We start from the raw sequence: 26,738 nt of genomic DNA, 5'->3' as shown, positions 1-26,738 counted from the left end.
TGAAAAAAAACAGGGCCGCGAAAGGGCGCAATTTCGTGGAATTATAACGCTATGGACATGGTAACTGCCGTTAAATTTTAAAAACTTAGAGTGAACCGTTTTACAGAAATAAATTGCTTAAATATTAATTAAGCATATGAATCGCTTACGACACCTTTTTGTACTCTTTCTGCAAAACTCTCGCAGTTTGGGTGCTGCCATCATGGCTCCAGCCGGGTGGGTTAAACAGGTACTTAAGCTTGTTGCCTAAGCCCGGCGCTTTATTAACATCTGCTATAAGAGCCTTCCACTCATGGAAAATTACGTTTACCGGGCCCATGTCATCGGGTTGATGGGTAAGGCCATACTTTACAGGTTCATCAGCATCTTCATCATGGAAGGTTCCGAATAACCTATCCCAGATGATGAGCACCATGCCCATGTTCTTATCCAGGTAAGGGATGTTTGATGCGTGATGAACACGGTGATGCGCAGGCGTTACAAATATCCATCCGTACCATTTAGGCAAAGGCACTTTATACTGGGTGTGCACCATATTGCCGTACAGCTGGGTAACCAGGTAAGCGTACAGGATATCCACAGCGTTAAAACCCATCAGCGCCAGCGGTAAATAAAAAAATGTACGGTATAATGGCTCAAAAACAGTTGAGCGAAAACCCGTGGTAAAGTTAAAATGCTCAGACGAATGGTGCGTTACGTGCATGGCCCAAAACAGCCTGCAGTAGTGGCCTGTGTAGTGCAAAACCCAGTACAGAAAATCTTGCGTTATTACCAATACAAACCAATACCAAAAAGCGTTGTGTATCTCAAACAGGCGAAACTGCCATGCCAAGTGCAACAGGAAAAATGTACTTCCGTTAACGGCAAGGTTAAGGATAAAAGCAAGTGAGGTTAAATAGACGTTCGTCAGCGTATCGCGCTTTTCATAATATTTGCGGTTTTCGCGGTAGCTGAACCACATCTCTGTTAGCGTAAGCAGGATAAGTAAACTTACCAGTACGATAACTGCTTCTGAACGTGAATCTAAAGACGACATTTACAATGCTGCGTAATACCTTAAGCTATCGCAAATTTCGGCAGGTGTGCATACATTGTCAATACTGTATTGTCCAATACGTGTCAATAAAGTAAAGTTGATATTGCCGTTCTCGTTCTTTTTATCGTTTTGCATGTGCTGAAGCAGCGTATCAAAGCTATCTTCCTGCAGATCATACTTTGGATAAAGCTTCATTAACACGCTCGTGATCTCCGCAAGTTCATCATCAGGCAAGCCTATCTTTTTGTTGGAAAGCCATGCTTCGCAGATCATGCCGATAGCGATGGCCTCGCCATGAGTGAGGTGATCCTCATTATGAAATAACGACCATGTCTCTACCGCATGACCAATGGTATGCCCAAGGTTTAACGCTTTGCGGATGCCTTTTTCATGAGGGTCTTCAATTACTACTTCGTTCTTGATCTCTACCGAACGATGCACCAAATCAACAGATGGTAAGCTAAGGTCGCTTGTTTTTAGGCTGTCCCAATAAGCCTGGTCAACTATCAAACCATGTTTCAGCATTTCGGCAAGGCCGGATAATATCTGCCTTGGCGGCATGGTCTGCAAGAAATCAATATTTATAAATACCGCTTTTGGTTGGGTAAATGTGCCGATAATATTCTTTACACCATCAAGATCTACGCCGGTTTTGCCGCCAACAGATGCATCTACCTGGGCAAGTAGTGATGTTGGCACCTGCACAAAGTCGATCCCCCGTTTATACGTTGAGGCAACAAAGCCCCCCATGTCGGTAACTACGCCACCGCCAACATTTATCATTAGAGCCTTACGGTCGGCACCGAAATCGATCAGCATTTTCCAGATACCGGCGCAAAAATCAATGTTCTTGCTTTCTTCGCCGGCGTTAACTTCTATGATATCAGTTTTATCGAGATGAGCAAGGGCTGTTTGTACGGCCGGAAGACAATACTCTCCGGTATTTTCATCTGTGAGGATAAAGCAACGCGAATAATTACCTTGTTCCACAAAATTCACCAGTTCTTGTATGCTGTTCTCAAAAAATATAGGATAGCTGTCGCTTTGGATGGTTTGCATGGGCAAATCTTAAATCACTTTTATTTGCTGGCCACGAAATTCAACTACGTCACCGGCTTTAACTTTAAGGCGTTTGCGATAATCAACCTGTCCGTTGTACTTCACTTCGCCTTCAGCAACAACTATCTGTGCCTCGCCGCCGGTTTGCACCAGGTTAGCCGCTTTAAGCAGCTGTATCATTGGGATATAATCGCCCTCTACCTTAAATTCAATCATGGCTGGCAAAATTAAACTATTCGTACAATAATGAGTTATCATTTTATAATTTTGCAACCGGTTGAGAGTTTATAGATAATGCCCATACTTAGTGAAATAATCACCAGGTTTGTTGGGCACTATGATATTTTATCCCCGAACGCCGTACAATAAATGAACGAAAAACTGTCCTTCGAAAATACCGAGATCGCTTTCCGCCACTCAACAAATGCCGATCTTGACCGTGCTTACTGGCTATTTAAGGTTATCAACGTTAACTTACTGGTAAAAATAGGCCCGCCTATTACCAATTTTGCCATGAAGATTGGCTTGCCTATCAAAGGGCTTATAAAAGCAACAATATTTAAACATTTCTGCGGCGGCGAAACTATTGAAGAATGTTCAAAAACCACCTCAAACCTGGCAGCAGGCGGCGTGGGCACTATATTAGATTATTCTGTAGAGGGCGAAGATAGCGAACAGGTTTTTGACAGTACCCGTGATGAGATAATCCGCACCATACTTACTGCAGCAAAAAGCAAAAGCATACCGCTTACTGTTTTCAAGGTTACCGGTGTTGCCCGATTTGCGCTACTGGAGAAGCTTGACGCCGGTTTGAAACTGAGTGTAGATGAGCAACTGGAATGGCAAACCGCGCAAGACAGGGTTTTGGCCATTTGCGAGATGGCACATTCTGAAGGTGTGCCGGTGATGATAGATGCGGAGGAAAGCTGGATCCAAAAAACAATAGACCACCTGGCGCTGAATATGATGCGTTTCTTCAACAAGGAAACTAATATTGTTTACAATACCTACCAACTGTATCGCCATGACAAGCTGGCTTCTCTTATTGCAGACCATGCCGTAGCAGAACTTGAAGGCTTTATCCTTGGTGCCAAAATTGTACGCGGTGCTTACATGGAGAAAGAGCGTAAACGTGCTGAAGAAAAAGGTTACGCCTCTCCTATCCAACCTAACAAGGAAGCTACCGACCGAGATTACAACGATGCCATAATTTATTGTGCCGACAACGTGAACAACATTGCCTTTGTTGCAGGCACCCATAATGAGGAAAGCTGCCGTTTATTAGCCGACTTGTTAAATGAGAAAAAGATAGAACATAAAAATCCGCACGTTTATTTTTCACAGCTTTTGGGCATGAGTGATAACCTGAGCTTTAACCTTGCCAATGCTAACTACAACGTAGCCAAGTATGTACCGTATGGGCCTGTTAAGGCAGTTTTGCCTTATCTGTTCCGCCGTGCGCAGGAGAACACTGCTATTGCCGGGCAAATGAGTAGAGAGCTAAGCTTGATAAGTAAAGAGCGTAAACGCCGGAGCGCTGCCTGATCAAGTACGTATGACATCGGTGTCAACCGGAATATATCCCAACTGTCTGCTCATATTAACCAGCTGGCCTTTATGATGAAATTCGTGCGTAATAACATGGGTAAAAAGCTCTAACGGTGAAAGGTTAAGTATAACTCCCTGCCTTTTCTCAAGTGTAAGCGACAAGTTCAACGATTGCTTAAAGCTTTCCAGAAATCCGGTTACTACTCCGTCCACATGTCCAAACGTGGCTCTTGTCACGGTTATATCTTTACAGTCTTCGAAGTTAAAATAGTCAACTTCCTGCTGTTGTGCAAAGGTGACTAACCAGCTTAAATAAGTGGTAGCAACATGTGCCAGAATGCTGCTCATGCTTTCGTTATTAAATGACGGTAGTTGCCTGTTAAGATCACCTACGGCAATGCTTTCAGTATAATTGAATAAAGCTTCTCGTGATGAGCGTACAAGCCTATATTGCTCAACGAGTAGAGAATGCATATCTTTAAGCATTAATCAGAAGTTCTCTATTTGCAAACTGCTGTATAGTATCCGGTGCGGTCATCAAAAAGGTTTGTATGCCTAATGTTTTGGCCGTTTCTAAATGTTGCGGAGAGTCATCTATAAATAAAGTTTCTTCTGCTTTAAGGTTATTTTCTTCAAGTACCTGTTTAAAAATGGCAATCTCCGGCTTACGTTTTCCAATAAGGTGCGAGTAGTAAGTTTTTTCAAACAGGTGCTCGTTGTCTTCAAAACCAAAGTCGGTTTTAAGATAATCCATGATGTAATTGTAGTGGATATCGTTAATGTTGCTTAACAGAAACGTGCGGTATTTTTCTTTCAATTTCAGCAATAAGTCATGATTACCGGGCGCTATGCCTATCAATAAACTGTTCCAGGCGTCTGTGATCTGCTGGTCAGTTACATCATTATTGCCAATCCTTTGTTTCACATAAGCGCGAAATTCATCGGCATTCACTTCGCCCCTATCAAACTTATCAAATATCTGGTCCTGCTGCCGGTGACCAAAAAACTCTTCATAATTTCGAATTCCCAACTGTTTAAAAGCTTCCTGACTGCGTTTAAAGTCGATGGAAAAGATCACATTACCGTAATCAAATATAATGTTTTTGATATTTTGCATGCTGGCTTGTTTGTTGTTGCAATTATATTGCTTTCTGATTATTTCTTTTAATGCTTAGTATTAATTTTTGGCACGATGGTAGTGTATAAGTAGCGTTACCACACATTGTTGCGTAAACAGAGGTATATATCATTTGATACTGATCTGAATTAGATTACGTGATACCAAAAATGCTGAATTTATTGTATGTATAAACTACTTGCCGCTGCGTTTCTATGCTTGCTTACCGCTGCCAGCCATGGGCAGAATGCAACTACAATAATACCGAGCAACAATACCGTTAGGGATACATCAAAACAAACGGATTTGATAGACATTTACCGGTCGATATTCAAACCCAAGGCAACGAAGCCCCGTTTTTCTGAAGATAAAACTGTTTATTTTTCAATATTGCCTTTTGGCGGGCAGGTACCGGGTGGTACAGGCAAAGCCCTTATAACCAGTACAACCGCAGGTATATACCTTGGGCCAAGACAAACCACCAACATATCGAGCGCAACGTTTACACCTTACCTAAATTTTAGGGGCAGATTTGGTTTGCCGCTGCGCACAAGTGTTTGGCTTCCAAATAATGAATGGACCATACAAGGAGATACACGGTTCCTGGTTTACCCGCAGTATACCTGGGGTTTAGGTAGCAAAAACGGCTACCTGGATCGAACTTTGGTTGATTATAAGTACATCCGGTTTTACCAAAGCGTTTTAAAACAAATAAAGCCCTACTTGTTTGCTGGTGTAGGTTATAACATGGATTATAGAATAAACGTTAGAAGCGAAGACCCAAATGTCGACCTGAAGGAATTTACGAGTTATAATTATGGCGTAAATGGAAACTCCTTTTCATCGGGTGTCACCTTGAATTTGCTCTATGATACGCGTAACAACTCCATTAACCCCTTGCCGGGAGCATATGCCAATATTGTGTATCGGGTTAATCCCAAATTTTTAGGTAGCCAGGAAAACTGGACATCAATATATATCGATGTTCGCAAATATGTGTCTATGAATCCCGGTAATCCAAACCAGCAGAATACCCTGGCGTTTTGGTCTTACTTATGGAAAGCATTTTCAAGCAAAACGCCATATCTCGATTTGCCGAGTATTGGATGGGACCCGTACAACCGTTCGGCACGCGGAATAGACCAAAACAGGTATCGAGGCAGAACGCTGCTGTATTTTGAGACCGAGTATAGAAGGGACATCACCAGAAACGGCTTGTTAGGCTTTGTGTTATTTAGCAACATTAATACCGTAAGCGGCTCTAAAAGTCTGTTCACATCCTGGCATCCGGCCGCCGGTACCGGGCTTCGCGTTAAGTTTAATAAAGGAGCCAACACTAACGTGGGTATTGATTATGGATTTAGTCAGGGTTACAGGGCAATCATGCTAAACTTGGGCGAAGCTTTCTAAACAATGGCGTTGAATGTGAGATTGTTAAGAACGATGAAAGTTGAGCAAATAAAAACTTTGAAAAAAACATGGCCCTGCTTTGGTGAATTGCTATCAAATGTTTAATATTGCGCCTCGAAAATAGCGAATATTTTCAGCGCCTATAGCTCAGTCGGTTAGAGTAGAAGACTCATAATCTTTTGGTCCCTGGTTCGAGCCCAGGTGGGCGCACGATTTGGCTTTTTTGCCAATTTAAAAACCCTCTAAATCGTTGATTTAGAGGGTTTTTTGCTTTTTAGCAGTCCTTTTCAATCCTTACGAATACGGCCTTTAGGAACCCAATCCGGCACCCCAGAATTAGTTTTTACATTCGGGGAGCATTTAAGAGTTAAAAATTTGTATATCAGTTATTTAAGTCGTTTTAAAAAGTCTGAAAAGCACTCAAAAGAACTGAAAATATCTTATTCCTGCACCCTTTCCTGCTCCCCGAAAAAGAACGGTTTCGGGCAATTATTCATTATTTATTCACTTAAAACTGTTAAAAGATGAGAACATCGCAGTCGTTTGGTGTGCATTTCACCATCAAAAATGACAAGATCAAGGACGGGGTAACCAATGTTTACGCCTGTATCACGATCAACAAGGACCGCATCCATTTTGCCTTAAAGCATTATGTAAAGGCAGAGCACTGGGACAAGGGCAAAGGTGGCCTGAAGGTCAAAGTGCCGGAAGCAAAAGAAACCAATGCCTATCTGGAGCAGGTCAAATTCACGATCACCACTTACTATCAGCAATTACAGATCGCTGGCAAAGAAGTTACACCGCAATTATTGAAAGCCATGTTTCTAGGTGAGGAAACGGAAGAAACCTATTCGCTTAGCAAACTCATGGACTACCATTACGAAACAGCATCGGCTGCGCTGACCTGGAGTACTTTGAAGCACTACGCGGTAACCAGGCGCTATCTCGAAAAGTTTCTCCGGGAGAAGCGTAATACTACCGACATTCGCATCCATGAGATCGATTATAAGTTCATTATCGATTTCGAGACCTATCTGCGCAATCACAAACCGGCAGACCATTTTCAGCCATTGAATAATAACGGCGTTATGAAACATTTGATCCGGCTTAGGAAAATGACCACGCTGGCTTTTAAGTTGCAATGGATCAGTAAGGATCCTTTCAAAAATTACAAGTTCCGCTACAAAAAGGTCGAAACGGCGTTTCTGTCAACCAACGAGCTTAATGTTCTTGAACAGTACGAACTGGCCTCTGATACATTGGAAGCTATACGGGACTATTTCCTGTTCGCTTGCTATACCGGCCTGTCTTTTATTGACCTGATGAATTTACATGAAGGCAATGTTGTTCGCGGTGAGGACGGCGAAAAATGGCTGAAACTATTCCGGCAGAAAAGCCACGAGGCAACGAACCTTCCGATCCTTGCGCCAGCCCTGGCAATTATGAATAAATATAAGGACAATCCGAGGTCAGTCACTTTAAATAAAATATTCCCCACCATCACCAATCAAAAGGTAAACGTTTATCTGAAAGAGATCGCAAAGATCGTCGGTATCAAAAAGAAACTCACTTTCGGTGTAGCCCGGCATACTTTCGCCACCACCATCACCCTGGCCAATAATGTGCCTATCGAAACTGTGAGCAAAATGATGGGCCATACCAAGATCGCTACCACTCAAATTTATGCCAGGGTGCTGCTCAAAAAGATCAGTGAGGATATGAGTGTGTTGCGTGAAAAACTGGAACCGGAAGCGCCAAAGCGTAAGGCCGGTCGAAAAGGACAACCGAATACCCACCTTAAAAAAGTTAGCTAATGAAACCAACGAGTAACGATAAGCTTTTTCTGTCGGTCGAGGAACTGATCGAAAAAGCACAGGTCAGGGTCGTCAGGCATATCAACCTGATGATGGTCGCGACCCATTTTCAGATCGGACGAATGATCGTCGAAGATGAACAAGACGGGCAAACCTATGCTACTTATGGAGCAGCTACTATAGCGAAACTTAGCGAACATTTGACTGGCCGTTTTGGCCGGGGCTATTCCCCGGATAATCTGGATCTGATGCGTTCATTTTACCACGAATACCGAAATTCCGGATCACTGATCCGGATATCAGAGGCTGGCTTTGCAAATTCCGAATCACTGATTCGGAATTTGGCAGCTGAGTTTGGATTGAGCTGGACGCATTACGTCCGGCTGATGAAGATCAAGGACATCAACGAACGGAAGTTCTATGAACTCGAAGCCAATACTAATAATTGGTCTGTCAGAGAACTTCAACGTCAGATCAATTCTTCCTGCTATGAGCGCCTCGTCTTAAGCGGGGATAAGAAACGCCTCAAGGATGATATGGCTAAGGGTACCATTACTGAACCTGTTATCGATGCGTTAAAGACGCCTTTTGTATTGGAGTTTTTGAGCCTTAAAGAAGATAGCAGTTATTCTGAGAACGACCTTGAAACCGCTATCATTGACAAACTAGAGCACTTCATGCTCGAATTAGGTAAAGGTTTCCTGTTTGAAGGCAGGCAGCGTCGTATCACCCTGGAAGGCGACCATTTCTGGGTGGACTTAGTTTTTTACAATCGCCTTTTGGATTGCTTTGTCCTCATCGACCTCAAGATAGGCAAACTCACGCATCAGGACATTGGGCAAATGCAAATGTATGTCAATTACTACGACCGTAAGGTCAAACGACCTCATGAGAAGCCCACACTGGGGATCATCCTTTGTAAAGAGGATAATCAGGCAGTAGTCGAGTATACGCTACCGCTCAACAACGAACAGATCTTCAGCCGTGAGTATAAACTCTATTTGCCCACCAAGGAAGAACTTCAAAAACAATTATTATGAGCACACAAGATCAACAGCCCCTTAACCAGGTATATTGGCTAAGGGGACAGAAGGTAATGATCGATGCGGATGTAGCGGCCCTGTTTCAGGTAAGTCTGAAAATATTGAGACAGCGAGTAAGCAGAAATGAGCAGCGGTTCCCGCCTGATTTCTTGTTCCGACCAACTGCAGCAGAATGGCGATCACTACAAAAACAAGTCGGGTCTCCGATCACAATTGGCGATGGTGAAATACCGATGTTATTTACTGAAGCAGGCGTGCTCATGGTTTCCGGGATCATCAAAAGCGAGGTCGCCATTAAGGTCAGCATTGATATTATCAATGAGTTTTTCCAGGTCGTCAGATCCTTTAAAAAGTAATTGTATGAAGAACAAATTAAAAACAGATCCAATAGCCGCTCAGATCCGGGAGGCACGATCAACGCAACAGATGTCCCGGCAGCAACTAGCCGATAAATGTGGTATACCCAAATATCGTATCTCCATGGTAGAAAACGATGTTGGGAAAGTTCCGGTTTCCATCCTGCGTCTCATTATTGAAAAAGGTTTAGGTGGCCGGTTTCAGCTAACATTCGAATTTTGATCGTGTTATCATCAGGGGACCAATTTGGTCCCTTGATGATTTTAACTGATCACTCATAGTGAGATGATCTGTTCATTGTTTTTTCAAAACTTACAATGACCAGGTGGATCGCTTCACCGCTGCATTCAATTAAAACTGGTTCTGAATGCCACCGGGGACATATTCGTTTTACTTTTAAATAATTTATTGAACGATTGTGGATGCTCAAAACCTAATTGATATGCGATCTCACTCACCTGCAGGTTAGTTGTGGTCAATAGTTCCTTAGCTTTCTCTATCAGTTTGGCATGGATATGCTGCTGTGCGGTCTGACCAGTGATCGTGCGTAACATATCGCTTAAATAGTCGGCGGACAAATTCAATTCACCTGCGATCTGCTGAACCAAGAGTAAACCTTTTGGTTCGCTGAAATGCTCATCCAGTAAATTTTCCAGCCGGATCAGGATCTCATCGTTCGCTACCTTGCGCGTAATAAATTGTCGGGCGTAAAAACGGCTGCTGTATTGCAGCAGCAACTCGATCTGAGCGATCATGACATCTCGGCTAAAACTGTCGATACCGGTTTGATACTCGCGTTCAATGTTATCAAATAACCCTTCAATTACGGCTTCCTCACTTTCTGATAAATGCAAAGCCTCGTTGAGCTCATAGGAAAAGAAATGAAAGTTCCGGATCCTTGCGGCTAGTGAAGTATTCGCAATAAAATCAGGATGGAACATCAGGGTCATGCCGCCCGGAGGCTTGGAACCAGCATCCAGTTTCATCAGCAACTGATTAGGCGAAATAAAGGCCATCATACCCTCATCAAAATCATAATGCCGCTGCCCGTACTTCAATTTACCGTCGTAATCTTTTTTTATGGAGATACAATAAAAATTCAGCGTGAAATGCCGCAAGCTTATCAGATCGTCATAACCAGTGTTTTCATGCCGGAACACACTGATCAAAGGATGCTTGGGCTTTGGCAATCCGAGCAGCCGGTGCTGCTCGGATATGGAATTGATGAGATACGGCTGTTCCATTCTGTTAAAATTACAAGGTTTTCATATCAATGACAAACCGGTATTTTACATCGCCTTTCTGCATGCGGTCGTATGCGGTATGAATATCCCTGATATCGATCAGTTCGATGTCGGATACAATGTTATGTTCCGCGCAAAAATCCAGCATTTGCTGGGTCTCAGGCAAACCTCCGGCACCGGAGCCGGCAATTACTTTATTGCCCACTGCCAATGAGAACGCACTTACCTCCCAGGGCTTTGACGGAAGGCCTACATTGATGTATACGCCATTGGTCTTCAGCGTATTTAAATAAGGGTTCATGTCGCTGTTGCCGGCCACGGTATCTAATACGAAGTCAAAGCTTTTAAAGGCCGCTTTCATTTGTGCTTCGTCTTTGGAGATCACGAAGTGATGTGCGCCTAGTTCCCTGGCCGCTGCTTCCTTACCGGGCGATGTGCTGATCACGGTCACGTCAGCACCCAATGCCCGCCCAAACTTTACGCCCATATGCCCTAAGCCGCCTAAACCGACAACGGCGAGTTTGTGACCTTTGCCTACATTCCATTTCTTCAGCGGTGAGTAAGTGGTAATGCCCGCGCACAATAATGGTGCAACGGCCGCCAGGTCAAGTTTTTCTGATATATGGTGTACAAAATCTTCACTGACCACAATGGTATCAGAATAACCGCCATAGGCCGGTAAGCCGTCGTGGTCCAGGTTATTGTACGTTTGCACCGGGGCTATCGTACAGAACTGTTCCTGGCCGTTCCTGCAATCCTCGCATTCCCGGCAGGAATCCACCATAACACCGACACCACCAAGATCTCCGATCGTAAACTTCTTAACGTGCGGACCGACCGCGCTGATCCGGCCTACGATCTCATGACCGGGTACCATCGGGAAAATGCCGGGGAACCATTCATTCCGGGTAAGGTGTATATCCGTGTGGCACACGCCACAAAACAATATTTCGATCTGTACATCATGGGCGCCGATCTCCCGCCTTTCAAATTGCCAGGGCGCCAGTGGGCTTTCCGCCGTCTGCGCCGCATATCCTTTTGCTGCTATCATAATAAGTTTTAATACCCAAAAGTATAATGCCCAAGAGTCCACAACTTATCCAAATCCCGGAACAGTGTAGCCACTTTTGCAACTCATGTCAATTACAAAGACTTTTTTAGTTCAAAACAATCTATTCCAATACATACAAGCTTGTAAATGATGCAACCTGCCCCAAGGTTGTCAAATAGTTGTTTTTTTCGATCTGATCTTTGATGCTCATTTAATTTTCAGGATATGGAAAAAGGAATTAATGAAAGATCACGATCGCATGGAGCCGTTCCCACACGTAACCAAATATTGACCCTTGGCGACCTGGAGGATTTTAAAAACGATCTGATCCAGGATGTAAAGCGCATCATCAAGGAATGCACCACCGGCCAGCCCGGCAAACGTTGGCTGAAGTCTGCGGAGGTCAAAAAGCTGTTAGGCATCTCGCATGGCTTTTTGCAATCCCTGCGCGACAGCAAGGTCCTGCCATTTACGAAGATCGGCGGTTCGATCTACTACGATTATGACGATATCACTTTCATGATGTCAGTTCATAAGAGTCTTTAAATTTTACAGGCCAGGGCTGGTGCGCAGTGCCTGGCCATAATTTTTACTTATGTTATTTCAAGCACCAAAACGAAAAGCCAGGCGGATGCCTAACGAGCTTAGCAAGCCTGAACCGGTCATTCAAAAAGGATTTGGCACCGAGATGCCGCCCCAAAAGATATTGGTTGATATCTATTTCGATCAGCGCGGTCTGGCCGGGCAGGGCACAACATTTTATCAGCACTATGAACAAGCCGATTGGCATAGTCCTAAAGGTACGCCATACCGCAACTGGAAGTTGCTGGCGAACGAATGGATCTTTAATTACGAACAAGAACAGAAACTGCGCCGGAGGCTTCGCGAGAATCTCCGCTCGTCTCAAATTCAATAAAATATTATGGCAAAGATCATCACACTCGCCCACCAAAAAGGTGGCGTTGGCAAAAGCACATTAGCCATTAACCTGGCGCTCACCTTCCAGGATCAATTGTCGGTAGCGCTGGTTGATACAGACTTACAAGGTAGTTTATATCATCTTCGGGAAGATTTTCCGGAATTGACCATCGTGGGTTCCGATCAGTTTAAAGATATTCAGCAACTGGCGTTCGACCTTATTATCGTAGATACGCCGCCATATTTATCCAATCGCCTGCCCGAGATGTTCAGGCATTCTGATCTTATCCTCGTACCGACAAAGGCAGGTTTTTTCGATGTGATGGCGATCAGGTCTACACTGGCACTGATCCAGGAAGCGCAGGCTAAGGCTGGTATCGTATTGAATATGGTAAAGCCCAGGTCCGGGTTGACCAATGATATTAGCGAGCTGCTTGAAAACATGGGATCACCGCTACTAAAAAGCCGGGTCCATGATCGCGTAAGCATCGCACGCTCGTCCATTACCGGTGGCATATTAAAAGGCGGTGATCCGAAAGCCAAGGCCGAGTTGATGGCACTGGCGGAGGAGATCGTAGAAATGATAGCAAACTAGCTTTTTATTTAGCTAACAAGCTAGCAAGATCGCATGCTATCAAGCTAACATCCAATGATAGCGAACTAGCATGATAGCTTGTGATGCTAACAAACTAGCATGATAGCCATATGGAAGATTACAAAAAGAAGCTGGGCGGCCTGGCCGATAAATTAAAAAAAGAACCGCCTAAAACGCCGATCCAGACAGTTCAACCTGTGAAGGAAGCCGTTAATAAAGTACCCGGGGTACAATTCAATAATCGTATTCCTAAAGCGCTTTTAAAACGAGTGAAAGCCTATGGCCTTGAGCATGACCTGTCGTTGCAGGACATCAATATCAGGGCATTGGAACTTTACTTGAATCAATGATCAATACACTAACAGCAGGCATAGACAGCCAGCTTCGCAGCTGTCAGCAAGATGTACGTTTGTAATACAAACGGATCTTGCCCCTGCCTTCTGAGTCGGCCGCGGTTCTGGCAAAAGCCTCCGAAGTCGGCTTTTTAAAATAATGATGATGGGAACAGATGCAGATAAATTAACCCGAGTCCTGCTGACCCGATTTAAGCAGGCGGAATATGATCAGATCAATAACAGGTTCAAGAAAACCCGGTTCCGAAAGTTGAGTGAATATGTTCGAAGCGTACTGCTTGGGAAACCTGTCACTGTATTTTATAGAGATAAATCGATGGATGATCTGTTGGAAGAAATGGTCAACCTGCGTCAGGAACTCAATGCGATCGGGAACAATTTAAACCAGGCTATGCGCTGTATCAATGCGGCGCATGGTCAGGCTGATGCCAGGCTTTGGATGAATTTATTGAGTGTCGTTAATGGAAAACTGGAACCAGCCATCCAGCAGATCAGGGATCAGATGAACAACTATTCAGAGATATGGTCGCAAAAATTAAAAGCGGTAAAAGCCTGATCGGTGCATTGAATTACAATGAGCGTAAGGTCAGCCGTGGGACGGCGAAGCTCATTGGTGCTGTCCGATATTCCAAAGATATGGATCAGCTGAATTTCCATGATAAGCTCTTTCGGCTGACTGATCTGGCGGCGCGGAATGAGCGAACGAAAACCAATACGGTGCACATCTCGCTGAATTTCGCCAATGGTGAAAACTTGCCGGATGAAAAACTGCAGGCCATCACTGCGGACTATATGAAAGGCATCGGTTTTGAAAGTCAACCCTACCTGATTTACCGGCATGATGATGCAGGACATCCGCACATTCATATTGTAAGCACTAACATTAGGGCTGATGGTAACCGGATCAGCCTGCATTACCTCGGGCAAAACGAATCAGAGAAAACACGAAAAGCTATTGAGGTCCAATATGGTTTGGTTAAAGCAGAAGAACAACAAACGCAGAAGCCCGACCTAAAGGCGATGATCGATGCTGCCGATTACGGCAAAGCGGAAACGAAGCGGTCGATCACCAATATCCTGAGTTACGTCACCAGGTCATATAAGTACACGACAATTGGTGAATTGAATGCCGTGTTACAGCGTTATAACATCCAGGCTGACCGGGGTGCAAAGAGTTCGAGGATGTACTCACGGGATGGGTTGCTTTATTGGGCAACAGATAAGCAAGGCAACAAGACCGGTGTCCCATTGAAGGCCAGTACGATCTATGGCAAACCTACTTTGAAAAATCTGGAAGCGAAATTCAAACTGAATGAACATTTACGCAAGCCCTATAAATCTGATCTCATCGAAGCTTTAAATGCCGTTATAGCTACGCCACATACCAAACGCAGCTTTCAAGAAGCATTATGGGAAAAGGATATAGAAGTTGTGCTGCGGCAAAATGATAATGGCCGCATTTACGGGGTAACTTTCATAGACCAGAAAAATAAAGCGGTGTTCAATGGCAGCGACTTAGGCAAGGCCTACAGCGCCAATCAATTGGCATCATCATTTTTACCTGAACCAAAGATATCCCCAAAAGTGCAGCAAAATGAGTTTGAACCACAGCAAGATATCCACAATGGCAATGATGAGCTGTTGGATACGCTTTTTGCCACGGAACAACAGGATATGGCTGCGCTCAACAAATTCAAGAAGAAAAAACGGAAAGGACAAAAACTATAATTATGCAAACCGGAGAAAACGAACAAGCGCTGCGCAAGATCATTGACTTCACGCGCTTACTGAGCATCGTCATATTGATCATTCATTTTTACCTGAGTTGCTACGGTACATTTGAACGGCTACATCTGACACATAAGATCATTGACCAGGTTTTATTACCCATGTCTAAGATGGGCATTTTTAAAAGCCTGTGGGTGGCTAAGCTATCTGCATTATTACTACTGACCGTTTCCCTATTAGGAAGTAAAGGCAAGAAAGATGAAAAGATCAGGCCAAAAACCATTGCTACCTATTGTAGTACAGGCCTGTTCCTCTATCTTATAAGTAATTTATTAAATGCCTTACCGGGCCTTTACATAGGGCTTACCGCATTAGGCTATCTGCTGTTTATGACCGGCGCAGCTATGTTATTTCGGATGCTCAAACTCAAATCAGGAACGGATATTTTTAACAAAGAGAACGAGACGTTCCCGCAGGAAGAACGGCTGCTGGAAAACGAATATTCCATTAACCTTCCGGCCAAATATCAGTTGAAAGGCAAAGAACGGGATAGCTGGATCAACATTATCAATCCATTTAGAGGCACGCTGGTTGGCGGTAGCCCCGGTGCCGGTAAATCCTATTTTGTCATCCGGCATATCATTAGCCAGCATATCCGCAAAGGATTCAGTATGCTCATTTATGATTTCAAATACGATGACCTTAGTAAGATCGCTTATAACGAATTACGTAAACATGGCGGGCGTTCGTTTTACGTGATCAATTTTGAGAATATCATGCACCGAAGCAATCCGCTGGAACCGGAAACCATGCTGGATATAACTGATGCCATGGAGGCGGCGCGTACCATCATGCTCGGCCTCAACCGGGAATGGATCAAAAAGCAAGGAGATTTCTTTGTCGAATCACCGATCAACTTTGTCACTGCGCTGATCTGGTTCCTGAAGAAATATGAAGGCGGAAAATATTGTACTTTACCTCATGTGATCGAACTGTCACTGGTCGATTACAAGGAGCTGTATTCTGTATTGAGCAATGAACCGGAAATAGAAGTGCTTATCAATCCATTTATTTCCGCCTGGCGAAATGAAGCTTTTGAGCAATTGGAAGGTCAGATCGCCAGTGCTAAGATCAGTTTGGCCAGGTTATCATCACCCCAATTGTATTATGTATTAAGCGGCAATGATTTTTCCCTGGACATTAACAATCCTGCTGATCCGAAAGTAGTTTGTTTAGCTAATAACCCGCAGAAGTCTCAAACGTATGGTGCGGTACTGTCCCTCTATGTGAATCGTATTAATAAGCTGGTCAATCGTAAACATCAACAGAAGTGCAGTTTAATATTCGATGAGTTCCCGACCATCTATTTTAATGGCATAGATAACCTAATTGCTACCGCGCGTTCCAATAAAGTGGCTGTTACCTTGGCGGTACAAGATTATAGTCAGCTTAAAAAAGACTATGGACGTGAGCAGGCCGAAGTCATCATGAATATCGTGGGCAATATCATTTGTGGCCAAGTAACCGGTGATACCGCCAGACAGCTTTCGGAGCGGTTTGGCAAGATCAATCAGGAAAAGGAAAGCATGTCCATCAATAGTTCCGACACTTCGATCAGCCGCTCTACCCAGTTGGACTATGCTATACCAGCCTCGAAAATTGCAACGCTTTCATCTGGTCAATTTGTGGGCATGATTGCTGATGACCCAACTAACAAGATTGACCTGAAAATATTTCACAATGAGGTACAGAACGATCATAAGACCATTGCGCAAGAAGAACGATCTTATACTGAGTTGCCAGCCGTCCGAAGCAGCAGCATGCAGGAGATCATACTGAACTACCAGCGTATCAAGGCAGACATAAAAATCATTATCAACGAATGTTAAATCACATGATGTGGTTTCTTAGTATTAGCTTTAAACTGAAAAAATTTTTGTGAATAACCTGCGCAGCCAGAAGACCACATTGACTATGCAATTAAAGCGAGTACGTCGACTAGTAGGGATCAGATGAAGAAAGTTTATTTTGAACGCAAGGTAACAGTAAAAATAGTACCCTGGCCTTCTTCGCTTACAGCGTCTATAGAACCGCCATGATCCTCGATTATCTGCTTGATCAAATGCAAGCCAACGCCTGTTCCTTCTATTTGTTCATGAAAACGCATGTATTTACTGAACAGATGTTCCTTTTGCTGTTCAGGGATACCCAGCCCGTTATCAGCCACTTTGATCTCGATGCCACCTTTGATCTTTTTCGCGGATACTTCGATCACTGGCGGCCGTAAGGGATGTCGGAATTTAAGGGCATTGGTGATCAGATTTTGCATGATACTATGCAGGTGAATTCGGTCAAAACTTACCTCACAATCTACGATATCTATGTTGATGGCTGCACCGGTTTCCTGAATGAAATTGTGCAGTTCTAAAATGACCTCATTTACTAACAGGCATAAGTCAACATCTTCGAAATTACCGCTTTCAACTTCCTGGTTTTTAATAAGTTCATTTAAATGAACGATCGTTTCGTTCAAACGCTTGACCGATCGTTGGGGAATAGCCAATAGTTGCAGGTCCTTTTCCTGCAATTGTCCTGCAAGTTTTCTTTCCAGAATACTTAATGAGCCTTTTAAGGCTGCAATGGGTGTTTTAAGATCATGACTGATGATATGGATCAAACTATCCAACTCTCTATTCTTCCGTGACAGTTCTTCGTTATTATCATACAATTGCTGACTGCGTATTTTCAATTCTTCTGTAAGCCCTAATGACTTTTCATCCGACCTGTTCAGCTTTCTAAGTAAGATAAAAGCAAACGGCAAGGTCAGTGTAGCAAAGCCAACGATCAGCACAACGATAGCAAGTTCGGCCGGTAATTGAGCTTTAGTAAGCATTAATAAAAACAACCCGATGAATATAGGCAACGACAGGAAAAAATAAAGCAGGGAATAACGGGTAGTTATTGCCGCTGAGTGTTTTGTTGCCATTTCGCTAAGCCAACCTTTATCTGCTGAACTTAACAGAACAGCTGCTGAGGCACTGATCAGACTTAGGGCGGTTGGCAATGCGATCGCTGAATATGGACCAAATGAGAAAAGTCCGCTGATGTTAAACAATACGCCAACGAAGGAGATGTATGTGACCAGTAAACCTATGGCAGTAACGATCTGTGCAATGAAGTATTTTTTCAATTGCGTTAATCCCATTCCAAGCGTAATAACAAAGATAGATATGGTGGTAAACAATGACATCCGGCCCGGAGGCTCATTTTGAGAATCGGTCAGGTCATCAATGACCAGTAGTTGATCAATATGCAGGTCGGTTTCATAAAGGTACTCTGCAAGCGTCATTAAGCAAAATACAATGATGAATGTTCCGATAATACCTGCGATCGCTGGTTTATTACGAACACCTAGTGCGATGGAAACGCCCAGAAGTAATATCGTAAATGCCGTGTTGAACTTCATGGAAGCACCATGCGATAAGAAAGTATACAGGGTTGACAAATGAAAATACCAGCCAATGATGGCAGAAAGGCCTATCAATATGGAAAGCAGTGATAAGTTGTAGGATGTCTTTAATGTGGTGTTCATATCAATTCTTAATAGACATATTATGCACGACAACACTTCTATTAAAATTATTTAATTAATTAGAAACACAAAGAAACAGTTTAAGGAATACCCCTGTTCAACTATTGTCCCGCTAAAATAAGAAGCGGCCACCTTCTCGTTAATAGCTAATCGTGAATGTTAATTACGTTATTGCTGTGAATGTATTTGGATTGATTATTACAAAGCTCTGTTTATTTGTACGGAATTTTCCGAATATTTGATTTAATAGGTGATAATTAGGTAACGAGTGATCAAAGCTAAAAAGACAAGATTCGACGCCAAACTGACAACAGATCAGAAAACATTATTTGAACGGGAAGCTAAATTGGGTGGTTACCGTAGGATACCGATTTTGTGGTAGCTACTGTTCAGGAAAAAGCAAAATTTATTGTGGACAACATGACGCAGTTCTGGCTACAGAAAGGGACAGGAATGTTTTTTTTGACGCGATCATGAACCCGCCGAAACCTGGCAAACAGTTACAAGAGGCTACTGAGCGCTACCGTGAGTCAAATGATCAGTCAACAGAAATTTAATGAGTTATCCGATTGAACCACTGCATTCAGGACTTAACAAAAAAGATTTTACCTGCGGCGTAGAAATGCTGGATAATTACCTCCACAAACAGGCAAGCCAGGATATCAAAAGGCGTTTGAGTACTGTGTCTGTCATGCTGGATGGTGACCGCATCATCGGCTACTATAGCTATCAAGTACGAGCATCCAAACGAGCTGGTGCCGGAACGAGTGCGAAAGAAAATGCCGCCTTCTTACCATAACCTCCCTGCTATATTATTAGGAAGGCTCGCGTTGGATCAAAACTATAAAAGGCAACGCCTCGGCGAATACCTTTTGATCGATGCGTTAAAGAAGTGCTACGACGTCTCTTTGACGCATGTCGAATCGATGGCTGTGATCGTCGATCCGCTTGACACCAATGTGGAAGCCTTTTACTTAAGATATAACTTTGTTAAACTGAACTCCGGGAAAATGTTTCTGACGATGCAGACCGTAGCTGCGCTGTTTACAACTTAGAATTGTCATGTAAAATTTTATGGGTAAACAGCGAGACATTATACAAGCGTATAAGTTGAAAACTTTTGGGCTGTCCCTCCGGCCAGGCTTTTTTCTATATCTTTTCCACTAAAAGGAAGCCTTTGCAATCCTAGACAGGCTGACTTCTCTAATATCGCAGGCGCATTAGTAAACGGCGAACGGGTTTTTATTATCAGCAGCAGAACGTTTGAAACAGGCGCATACCCTCATGGGCATTAGCAGAGACTTAAGCCGGGAAATGGAAGGCTTGTTTAACCAATGGGCAAAAATGCGCATAACCGATACCGAAGTGAAGAAGCTGATACAAATTGATATGGCACCAAATAAGGAAGTGTTGCAGAATTTAGCCGAAGGAAAACTTAATCAGCTTTCTACCCCTTACACCGAAATCGTAGACAGCGTTTATGAGTACGCTTTAGGCAGCCTGACACAGCAAATCGAGACCGCCGCAGGAACGGTGTTTGTCGCTTACAATGCCGTTGCGGGCTATTTTCAGAATGTAGGCATTTTTAAAAGCGTAGAAGGAAAATTTAAGTCTATTATGGACGGCAAGGCTAAACAGCGGGCATAAACCGCCTTTGATCTATGCCGTGATTTTGCAATGCAAGGCAGTGAAGTTTTGATTTACAATTAAAGCTAACGAGGGGGAGCAATTCCCCCTCGTTTTAAAAAATTGCCGGACGGCGGGCTATCGCCCGACCATTTGAGGACGCCACCTGTTTTCTGATCGCTTGTCATTATGGTGAAAACAGGGGGCGGGTTCATTTGAAAAGACAATAAATTTTTTGTTTCATTCATTAGAACTAGGCTGTATTATCATGCTCAAGAAGTTTCGGTTAAGATCCAACACGTTCATCTTTACTAAGCAAGGGCTGGTTAAGTTTGGACAAGAGTCGGCTTGTTTATAAAACCGAAAGGTATTGCTGATCAGATGGCAGTTTGGGCAATTCGAACCAAAAGACACTACCTGAACCGAGTGTACTATTTACGCCTATTGCACCATGGTGCCGTTCAACGATCTCTTTACACAGATAAAGGCCGATCCCAAATCCGGAAATGTACTTAAGGTGCTCCCCCTGCATTCGATAAAAACGGTCAAAGAGAAAAGGTTGCTCGCTTAGCGGGATACCCATGCCCTGATCGTTAACATTTATCCTGACCTTTGATGCATATATATCACAGCTGACCTGCACTGTACTTCCAAGCGGTGAGTACTTCACCGCATTGCTGATCAGATTAGTTACTACTTGTCCGATCTTATCACGATCCGCGGAAATGATAACGGACTCTGGAAGCATGAATTTAAATACATGACTCGGGCTTAGACTTAACTGTTCCTCTTGTAACTCGATCAATAGTTCCCGAAGGTCAAAATCAGACGGCTGAATATGCATTTGACCGGATTCCAACTTGGCCACGTTGAGAAAGCCATTGATCATAATGGTCATTTTAGACAACTGTTTAAGGGACCGGTCCATCATATGAGCCGTTGACCGATCTCCTTGTTTGTTCAGTTTTGACTGCGCTACCTGAACGTAGGCCATAGTGGACGTTAACGGCGTTTTTAATTCATGACTGACCATGCTGATAAAGTCGTTCTTTCGCTGCTCGTCCTCGCGCTGCGCGGTCACATCGGTATTGGTCCCGAACCAATGCAATATCTTACCTGTTTCATCTTTGAAAGGCACCGCTCTGGACAAGAACCAGCGATATTCACCTTCAGCACTTCGTAGAGGGAATGTGTCCTCCCATAGCACGCCATCAGCCATGCATGTTTTATATTTTTCAGTTACCTTGACCACATGATCCTGATGGTGGACACGCTGCCACCCCCAGCCGGCCATTTCTTCTGGCGTAGTACCGGTATAGGCATACCAACGTTCATTGTACCAATATATCTCCCCGGTGGGCTCCGCCATCCATACCAGTTGCGTGATGTTATCGGTGATGAGTTGTAACCGTTGCTGACTGGACAACAGTTGCTCTTGCGTGGAAAGCAGTTCTTCGTTCGTACTGCGTAACTCTTCGTTGATAGTAGCTAACTCTTCGTTGATCGCTGCCGTTTCTTCGTTAAAGGTCTGCAATTCGTCGCTTTGATCCGCCATTTGTTTGTTAAGTTCCAGGATCTCGTTCTTAGCAGCTTCCAGATCGAATATCTTCCGGCGCAGCTCCAGTTTATCGACCGCTTGTCTTCCTAATAGTTTCAACGCGGTTCGCTGTGCATCACTTAGTTGCCGGCTAGTATGATCGAAAACGCAAAGGGTGCCGAGCGCATGACCCTCATTATTGGTCAAGGGTACACCAGCGTAAAATTGTAGATCAAGTGCCTTCGCTGCAGGATTACTTGCGAAACGTGGGTCTTTTTTCGCATCTTCCACAACCAGTATATCCTCACTTGTTGCTATCGTATGTACACAGAAAGACATGTTCTGTGGTGACGCTGTAAGTTCCGTTCCTTTTTTGGCTTTGAACCAATGTCGTTCGCCGTCTAGAAATCCAAGAATGGCTATGGGTGTCTGGCAGATCGTTGATGCCAGTTCGGCCAGTTCATCAAAGTCCTGTTCACTGGCGGTATCTAAAATATGGTAGGCTTTCAGGGCTTCAAGTCGTTCGCCCTCTCGCGTGGCTCGGCTATTCTCAAACATTTCTTTTAAAGATCCAGTATCTTACAATGGTTATAAACATTTTTCAGTAACAAACATCGTGCAAAACAACGAACTGCTCTGCTATTCTATCTGAAAGTCATCCGCTCAAAGATGGCTCGAAAAATAGCTTATAAAAATATATCTTTATTGCGTATCTGTTCAAAGACCTGCAATATTTTCTCTAATTAATTAAATAATTTATATCCTTATCTTTGTAGCCTAATTTCCCCTAATGAGCAAAGCTTTACCGCCTCTTGTCAGTAACGAGCAACTGTTGGCCGTGCTGTCGGGCACCAACTACCCAACAGCTATCTATACCAGTGAAGATCTTCATATCGGCTTTGTCAATGCTGCGATGCTGCAAATTTGGGGTAAAGGCCGCGATGTTGTCGGCAAGACTTTCGAAGAAGCCTTGGGAGACGTCGCAGGTCAGCCATTTACCGACCTATTGAAGGGCGTTTGGCGTTCAGGTGACAACTATATAGCTACCGATACACCGGCAGACCTGGTGATCGATGACGTACTCACCACCTCTTATTTTGATTTCGAATACCGGGCGATCAGAAATGATGCGGGAGAAACATTTTGCTTGTTGCATACGGCACATGATGTTAGCGAACGTGTATACAATCACAGATCAAAAGATCAGCTAAACTCGCTCAATGAAGAACTTCTACGCTCGCAAGAACGGCTAGTATCAGCGAGCGGTACGATCGATAGTATCAATGCGGAGCTGCATCAAACACAGGCTGGACTAAAACAAACCCATACCGACCTGGACGAGGCACACCGGAACGCTCAAGACCTTCAGGTCAAAGCAGATGAAAGCGAATTCAAATACCGCACAGTTATCGACCAATCGCCCGCGGCGATCATTATCTTCAGAGGACCGGAACTGCTCATCGATGCCGCGAATGCCCCCATGCTGCAATTGCTGGATCAGCAAGCTGACATCATCGGAAAACCCTTACTGGTCGCCATACCGGAACTGGAAGGTCAGCCAGCCTGTAACATGCTGTATGACATTTACCGTACCGGCGAGCCGGTATATGGATATGACACGCCTGTTCAATTAAAGCGTAACGGGCAGATCGAGACCGGTTACTTCAATTTTTCTTATACGCCGCTGATCGAGAACGGTCATATCACCGGGATCGTTGATATGGCGGTCGAGGTCACCGAGCAGGTCATGGCCCGCAAAGAGTTGGAGAACGCTCTTGCTGAAGGACAGATCCTATCGAAACAGCTTAAGGAAAGCGAATCCCGCCTGCAAAGTATCATTAATACGATGGCCGAGGGGATGGGCATTATCAACAATGCAGGCGACATCGTTTTTGTCAATCCGATGGCGCAGCGGATCTTAGGCCTAAAGCAGGATGAGATCACCAAGCGCACGTATGGCGATGCCCGCTGGCAGAACCTACGCCTGGACGGCACACTACTACCTGATGATGAACATCCGATGGCGGTGATGATGGCCGCTCAAAGGCCAGTGTATGACATGGAGATCGGGGTTCAGCCGCCTGATGCCGAACGTTTTTATATTTCCATTAATGCTGCACCTCTTTACGACGCTGATGGTCAGCTTAATGGCGGTGTTGCGACCTTTATGAACGTGACCCAACGCCGGAGGTTCCTGGATAAGCTGACAGAGAGCGAAAGCCGCTTTCGTCGCCTGGTGGAGCAGGCGCCTACATCCATACTTGTTTTCCGTGGCGAGGACATGATATTCGAATTGGTGAACGAGAACATGCTGACTGTCCTAGGAAAAGACCGATCGATCATAGGTAAGCCTTTGTTAGAGGGGCTTCCGGAGATCAAAGGACAGGCTGTAGTAGATATTCTTTACGAAGTATACCGTACAGGTAAACCTTATACAGGTGAACAGTTGCCGGTGACGTTGAATCGAAACGGACGATCGGAAAAAGCTTATTTTAATGTAAGCTATACGCCGCTGGTGGAGGGAGATCAAGTAACCGGTGTGCTTGAGGTAGCCAATGAGATAACAACGCAGGTATTGGCACACAGATCCGTTGAACAAGCCGAGGAGCAGCTTCGCCTGGCGGTCGCGTCTGCAGATCTGGGTACCTGGTACATCAACGCAGACACCAGGGAATTCAAACCATCACCGCGGTTGAAAGAACTATTCGGTTATCATCCTGACGAACAAATGCCGTATGAGGCTGCCGTAGATCAGATCGCAGATGATCACCGTGCACGCGTGATAGAAGCAGTAGAGGCCGCCATCACTAAGGGTGAAAGTTACAACCTGGAATACCCGATCATTGGCTACCATGATGGCATTCAACGCTGGGTCAGTGCCAGCGGACGTTTGTATGCCGCAAACAGTTCTTCGCCAGCTCATTTTTCAGGAACTATCCAGGATATCACCGACCGCAAGCTGGATGAACAACGCCGCCTGGACTTTATCGGCGTGGTCAGTCACGAGCTCCGCTCACCACTGACCTCCATGAATGGCTACGTTCAGATGTTAAAACTGAAAGCGCGGAAGGCTGAAGATATTAGCACCGTCCAGATCCTTGATAAGGCGCAACGCCAGGTCGAACGGATGAGAGGACTGATCGCAGGCTTCCTGGATGTAGCTCGTATGCAGGAAGGCAAACTCCAGCTCAACAAGAAAAGATTTGACATGGCCGACCTGGTCAAGCAGGCGGAAGAAGAGTCGCTTGCCACAATTACTTCGCATCAGGTCGTCTTCCATCCGGTGGAACATACCCCGGTTGAAGCCGATGAGGACAAGATCGAACAGGTACTGATCAATTTTATCAATAACGCGGTCAAGTATTCACCTGAGGGCAGTGTGATCAATGTATCTTGTGTAAGCGAGCAGGGTACAGTAAAAGTTTGCGTTCAGGATGAAGGGATGGGGATAGCAGATCAAGATCAGGCTCATGTGTTTGACCGCTTCTACCGTGTGGAAAATGAGGCTATGAAATTCACTAAAGGATTCGGTATCGGTCTATTTATTTGCAAACAGATCATTGAACTTCATGGGGGAAATATCGGTGTAAATAGCGAGCAAGGCAAGGGTAGCGAATTTTGGTTTGAACTTCCATTATGATATCGTAAGATAGATAGCATGATCATGGGTAAACGGAACAAGACATTCATCACCTTGATAAATGCTTCTTGATCTTCTTTGAATTAGCGCAGCACGTTGTTATAAATACAATTCATCATAGGGCATGAAACTTTTATTAAGGCAGCTTATATACTTCTGTTCAGTTAAGGTATTAACCTACTATTTCCTTCTAGGTATTAAATATTAGGACATTATCAGTGGATAGTCTGAATGGCTTTTCATTATTTACAGGTCTCAAAAATTAATCGACCGCATGATCGAATGAAATCATCCCATAAAATGCCGCAGTGATCTAAAGAACACACAATCTCGTAAGTAAAGGAGTTATCTACTTCAAAAAGGCATTTATGAGCAGGCGTAAGATAAAATTGGATGAGGGATCTTTAATATTGGCAATTCAGGAAAAAAAAGAATTGGGGGCCCAGGTTCTTTATGACATGTATTCCAGCTCCCTTCATAAAGCCATATTACGCATAGTACAGGAAACTGTACTTGCCGAGGATATACTGCAGGAAACTTTTATTAGAATTTGGACCAACTTCGAAAAATATGATCCCGTCAAGGGACGGTTGTATACCTGGATAGTTAACGTTGCCCGTCGAATGGCTATTGATAGCCTTCGAACCAAAAGCTATCGACAACAGGGTTTAATAGTTGATATAGAGGAACACTCATCCGAATTTGCCGTGCAAGATGTGATAGATCGATCTATGGACTACCGTTATGCGCTTTCATTGTTACATAAACTCGTTCCCCGAGAGCAAAACGTATTGGAACTGATCTATTTGAAAGGCTATAAACATACGGAAGTTGCGGAAGCATTGGGTATGCCGTTAGGCAGCGTCAAGACCTGTTGCCGTTCCGGAGTAAACAAATTACGCTCCATTTATATCAAAGACATCCAGCAACTAGCATCAGCCTCATAAACAAAAGCTCTATCTACAAAGGGATCTAAATAATAGCACTGTAAAACGACAGTGTTAGAGATCACCCTTACACTATAAATTGTCACTAAATTCACAGAGTTGCTGAAAGATCTCGGTCGAAGA

Annotated in this window: 26 protein-coding genes and 1 tRNA gene; 18 read left to right on the top strand and 9 right to left on the bottom strand. The window is 44.1% G+C overall.

Annotated features, from left to right (window positions below; all coding sequences use genetic code 11):
• Window positions 1-145: 145 nt before the first annotated feature.
• From INP83_RS13220 to INP83_RS13210, 3 genes are read right to left on the bottom strand one after another with little or no spacing between them, the layout of a single operon-like run.
• Window positions 146-1,036: a sterol desaturase family protein gene (locus INP83_RS13220; protein ID WP_219124613.1), complete on the bottom strand. Its 891-nt coding sequence runs from the start codon at window positions 1,034-1,036 to the stop codon at window positions 146-148.
• A complete protein-coding gene (gene aroB / locus INP83_RS13215; protein WP_219124612.1) occupies window positions 1,037-2,095 on the bottom strand; it encodes a 3-dehydroquinate synthase in 1,059 nt (352 codons plus the stop codon).
• A gap of 9 nt (window positions 2,096-2,104) precedes the next feature.
• Window positions 2,105-2,311, bottom strand: coding sequence for an RNA-binding S4 domain-containing protein (locus INP83_RS13210; protein WP_146272045.1), 207 nt, complete (start codon window positions 2,309-2,311; stop codon window positions 2,105-2,107).
• A gap of 153 nt (window positions 2,312-2,464) precedes the next feature.
• On the opposite strand from INP83_RS13210, the gene INP83_RS13205 reads away from it, so the two are divergent.
• A complete protein-coding gene (locus INP83_RS13205) occupies window positions 2,465-3,640 on the top strand; it encodes a proline dehydrogenase family protein (RefSeq protein ID WP_219124611.1) in 1,176 nt (391 codons plus the stop codon).
• Here the strand turns inward: INP83_RS13205 and INP83_RS13200 are convergent, their stop codons facing one another.
• Window positions 3,641-4,117 (bottom strand): DinB family protein, encoded by a 477-nt coding sequence (locus INP83_RS13200; RefSeq protein ID WP_219124610.1) that lies wholly within the window; start codon window positions 4,115-4,117, stop codon window positions 3,641-3,643. It abuts the gene before it with no gap.
• Between the two features lie 4 nt (window positions 4,118-4,121).
• Complete coding sequence (locus tag INP83_RS13195) at window positions 4,122-4,760, bottom strand: HAD family phosphatase (protein WP_219124609.1); 639 nt, start codon at window positions 4,758-4,760, stop codon at window positions 4,122-4,124.
• 186 nt (window positions 4,761-4,946) lie between these two features.
• On the opposite strand from INP83_RS13195, the gene INP83_RS13190 reads away from it, so the two are divergent.
• The 6 genes from INP83_RS13190 to INP83_RS13165 all read left to right on the top strand — a co-directional run bounded on the left by INP83_RS13190 (window position 4,947) and on the right by INP83_RS13165 (window position 9,606).
• Window positions 4,947-6,170 (top strand): BamA/TamA family outer membrane protein, encoded by a 1,224-nt coding sequence (locus INP83_RS13190; protein ID WP_219124608.1) that lies wholly within the window; start codon window positions 4,947-4,949, stop codon window positions 6,168-6,170.
• 136 nt (window positions 6,171-6,306) lie between these two features.
• A tRNA-Ile gene (locus tag INP83_RS13185) sits at window positions 6,307-6,380 on the top strand.
• Window positions 6,381-6,694: 314 nt separating this feature from the next.
• Window positions 6,695-7,984: a site-specific integrase gene (locus INP83_RS13180; protein WP_219124607.1), complete on the top strand. Its 1,290-nt coding sequence runs from the start codon at window positions 6,695-6,697 to the stop codon at window positions 7,982-7,984.
• Window positions 7,984-9,024 carry a YhcG family protein gene (locus tag INP83_RS13175; protein ID WP_219124606.1) on the top strand — a complete coding sequence of 347 codons (1,041 nt, stop codon included), beginning with the start codon at window positions 7,984-7,986 and terminating at the stop codon, window positions 9,022-9,024. Before INP83_RS13180 ends, INP83_RS13175 begins: the two co-directional genes overlap by 1 nt.
• Window positions 9,021-9,383 (top strand): ORF6N domain-containing protein, encoded by a 363-nt coding sequence (locus tag INP83_RS13170; RefSeq protein WP_219124605.1) that lies wholly within the window; start codon window positions 9,021-9,023, stop codon window positions 9,381-9,383. Before INP83_RS13175 ends, INP83_RS13170 begins: the two co-directional genes overlap by 4 nt.
• Before the next feature lie 4 nt (window positions 9,384-9,387).
• Window positions 9,388-9,606 carry a helix-turn-helix domain-containing protein gene (locus INP83_RS13165; protein ID WP_219124604.1) on the top strand — a complete coding sequence of 73 codons (219 nt, stop codon included), beginning with the start codon at window positions 9,388-9,390 and terminating at the stop codon, window positions 9,604-9,606.
• A gap of 125 nt (window positions 9,607-9,731) precedes the next feature.
• On the opposite strand, the gene INP83_RS13160 is transcribed toward INP83_RS13165, so the two are convergent.
• Together INP83_RS13160 and INP83_RS13155 are read right to left on the bottom strand one after the other, a co-directional pair.
• Complete coding sequence (locus INP83_RS13160) at window positions 9,732-10,628, bottom strand: AraC family transcriptional regulator (RefSeq protein WP_219124603.1); 897 nt, start codon at window positions 10,626-10,628, stop codon at window positions 9,732-9,734.
• Between the two features lie 10 nt (window positions 10,629-10,638).
• Window positions 10,639-11,679: an NAD(P)-dependent alcohol dehydrogenase gene (locus INP83_RS13155; RefSeq protein ID WP_219124602.1), complete on the bottom strand. Its 1,041-nt coding sequence runs from the start codon at window positions 11,677-11,679 to the stop codon at window positions 10,639-10,641.
• Window positions 11,680-11,904: 225 nt separating this feature from the next.
• Here INP83_RS13155 and INP83_RS13150 point away from each other — a divergent pair, with 225 nt between their 5' ends.
• The 7 genes from INP83_RS13150 (at window position 11,905) to mobC (ending at window position 17,162) form a co-directional block, all read left to right on the top strand.
• Window positions 11,905-12,225, top strand: a complete 321-nt coding sequence (locus tag INP83_RS13150; RefSeq protein WP_219124601.1) for a helix-turn-helix domain-containing protein — start codon at window positions 11,905-11,907, stop codon at window positions 12,223-12,225.
• Between the two features lie 49 nt (window positions 12,226-12,274).
• The gene (locus INP83_RS13145) at window positions 12,275-12,595 is read left to right on the top strand and encodes a hypothetical protein (RefSeq protein ID WP_219124600.1); all 321 of its coding nucleotides are present in this window, start codon (window positions 12,275-12,277) and stop codon (window positions 12,593-12,595) included.
• 6 nt (window positions 12,596-12,601) lie between these two features.
• Window positions 12,602-13,192 (top strand): ParA family protein, encoded by a 591-nt coding sequence (locus INP83_RS13140; RefSeq protein ID WP_219124599.1) that lies wholly within the window; start codon window positions 12,602-12,604, stop codon window positions 13,190-13,192.
• A gap of 110 nt (window positions 13,193-13,302) precedes the next feature.
• A complete protein-coding gene (locus INP83_RS13135) occupies window positions 13,303-13,542 on the top strand; it encodes a hypothetical protein (RefSeq protein ID WP_219124598.1) in 240 nt (79 codons plus the stop codon).
• Window positions 13,543-13,684: 142 nt separating this feature from the next.
• Window positions 13,685-14,101, top strand: a complete 417-nt coding sequence (locus INP83_RS13130; protein WP_219124597.1) for a hypothetical protein — start codon at window positions 13,685-13,687, stop codon at window positions 14,099-14,101.
• Window positions 14,068-15,273, top strand: a complete 1,206-nt coding sequence (locus INP83_RS13125; protein WP_219124596.1) for a relaxase/mobilization nuclease domain-containing protein — start codon at window positions 14,068-14,070, stop codon at window positions 15,271-15,273. Before INP83_RS13130 ends, INP83_RS13125 begins: the two co-directional genes overlap by 34 nt.
• A gap of 2 nt (window positions 15,274-15,275) precedes the next feature.
• The gene (gene mobC / locus INP83_RS13120; protein WP_219124595.1) at window positions 15,276-17,162 is read left to right on the top strand and encodes a conjugal transfer protein MobC; all 1,887 of its coding nucleotides are present in this window, start codon (window positions 15,276-15,278) and stop codon (window positions 17,160-17,162) included.
• A gap of 134 nt (window positions 17,163-17,296) precedes the next feature.
• Here mobC and INP83_RS13115 read toward each other — a convergent pair whose 3' ends face one another.
• A complete protein-coding gene (locus INP83_RS13115) occupies window positions 17,297-18,865 on the bottom strand; it encodes an ATP-binding protein (RefSeq protein WP_219124594.1) in 1,569 nt (522 codons plus the stop codon).
• A 556-nt stretch (window positions 18,866-19,421) separates the two neighbouring features.
• Between INP83_RS13115 and INP83_RS13110 the strand changes: the two genes are divergently transcribed.
• Complete coding sequence (locus tag INP83_RS13110; protein WP_219124593.1) at window positions 19,422-19,664, top strand: hypothetical protein; 243 nt, start codon at window positions 19,422-19,424, stop codon at window positions 19,662-19,664.
• A gap of 464 nt (window positions 19,665-20,128) precedes the next feature.
• Window positions 20,129-20,512 carry a DUF932 domain-containing protein gene (locus INP83_RS13105; RefSeq protein ID WP_255563151.1) on the top strand — a complete coding sequence of 128 codons (384 nt, stop codon included), beginning with the start codon at window positions 20,129-20,131 and terminating at the stop codon, window positions 20,510-20,512.
• Between the two features lie 331 nt (window positions 20,513-20,843).
• Here INP83_RS13105 and INP83_RS13100 read toward each other — a convergent pair whose 3' ends face one another.
• On the bottom strand, window positions 20,844-22,586 hold the full coding sequence (locus INP83_RS13100; protein ID WP_219124591.1) for an ATP-binding protein: 1,743 nt from the start codon (window positions 22,584-22,586) through the stop codon (window positions 20,844-20,846).
• Between the two features lie 232 nt (window positions 22,587-22,818).
• Here INP83_RS13100 and INP83_RS13095 point away from each other — a divergent pair, with 232 nt between their 5' ends.
• Both INP83_RS13095 and INP83_RS13090 read left to right on the top strand, forming a co-directional pair.
• Window positions 22,819-25,668, top strand: a complete 2,850-nt coding sequence (locus INP83_RS13095; RefSeq protein ID WP_219124590.1) for a PAS domain S-box protein — start codon at window positions 22,819-22,821, stop codon at window positions 25,666-25,668.
• Window positions 25,669-26,036: 368 nt separating this feature from the next.
• The gene (locus tag INP83_RS13090; RefSeq protein ID WP_219124589.1) at window positions 26,037-26,615 is read left to right on the top strand and encodes an RNA polymerase sigma factor; all 579 of its coding nucleotides are present in this window, start codon (window positions 26,037-26,039) and stop codon (window positions 26,613-26,615) included.
• Window positions 26,616-26,738: the final 123 nt, after the last annotated feature.

The organism is Mucilaginibacter sp. 21P (assembly GCF_019331605.1).
In the GTDB taxonomy this organism is placed as follows: domain Bacteria; phylum Bacteroidota; class Bacteroidia; order Sphingobacteriales; family Sphingobacteriaceae; genus Mucilaginibacter; species Mucilaginibacter achroorhodeus.
Note: the sequence above shows the minus strand (reverse complement) of the source record. Positions and strands in the feature narration are given on the sequence as shown.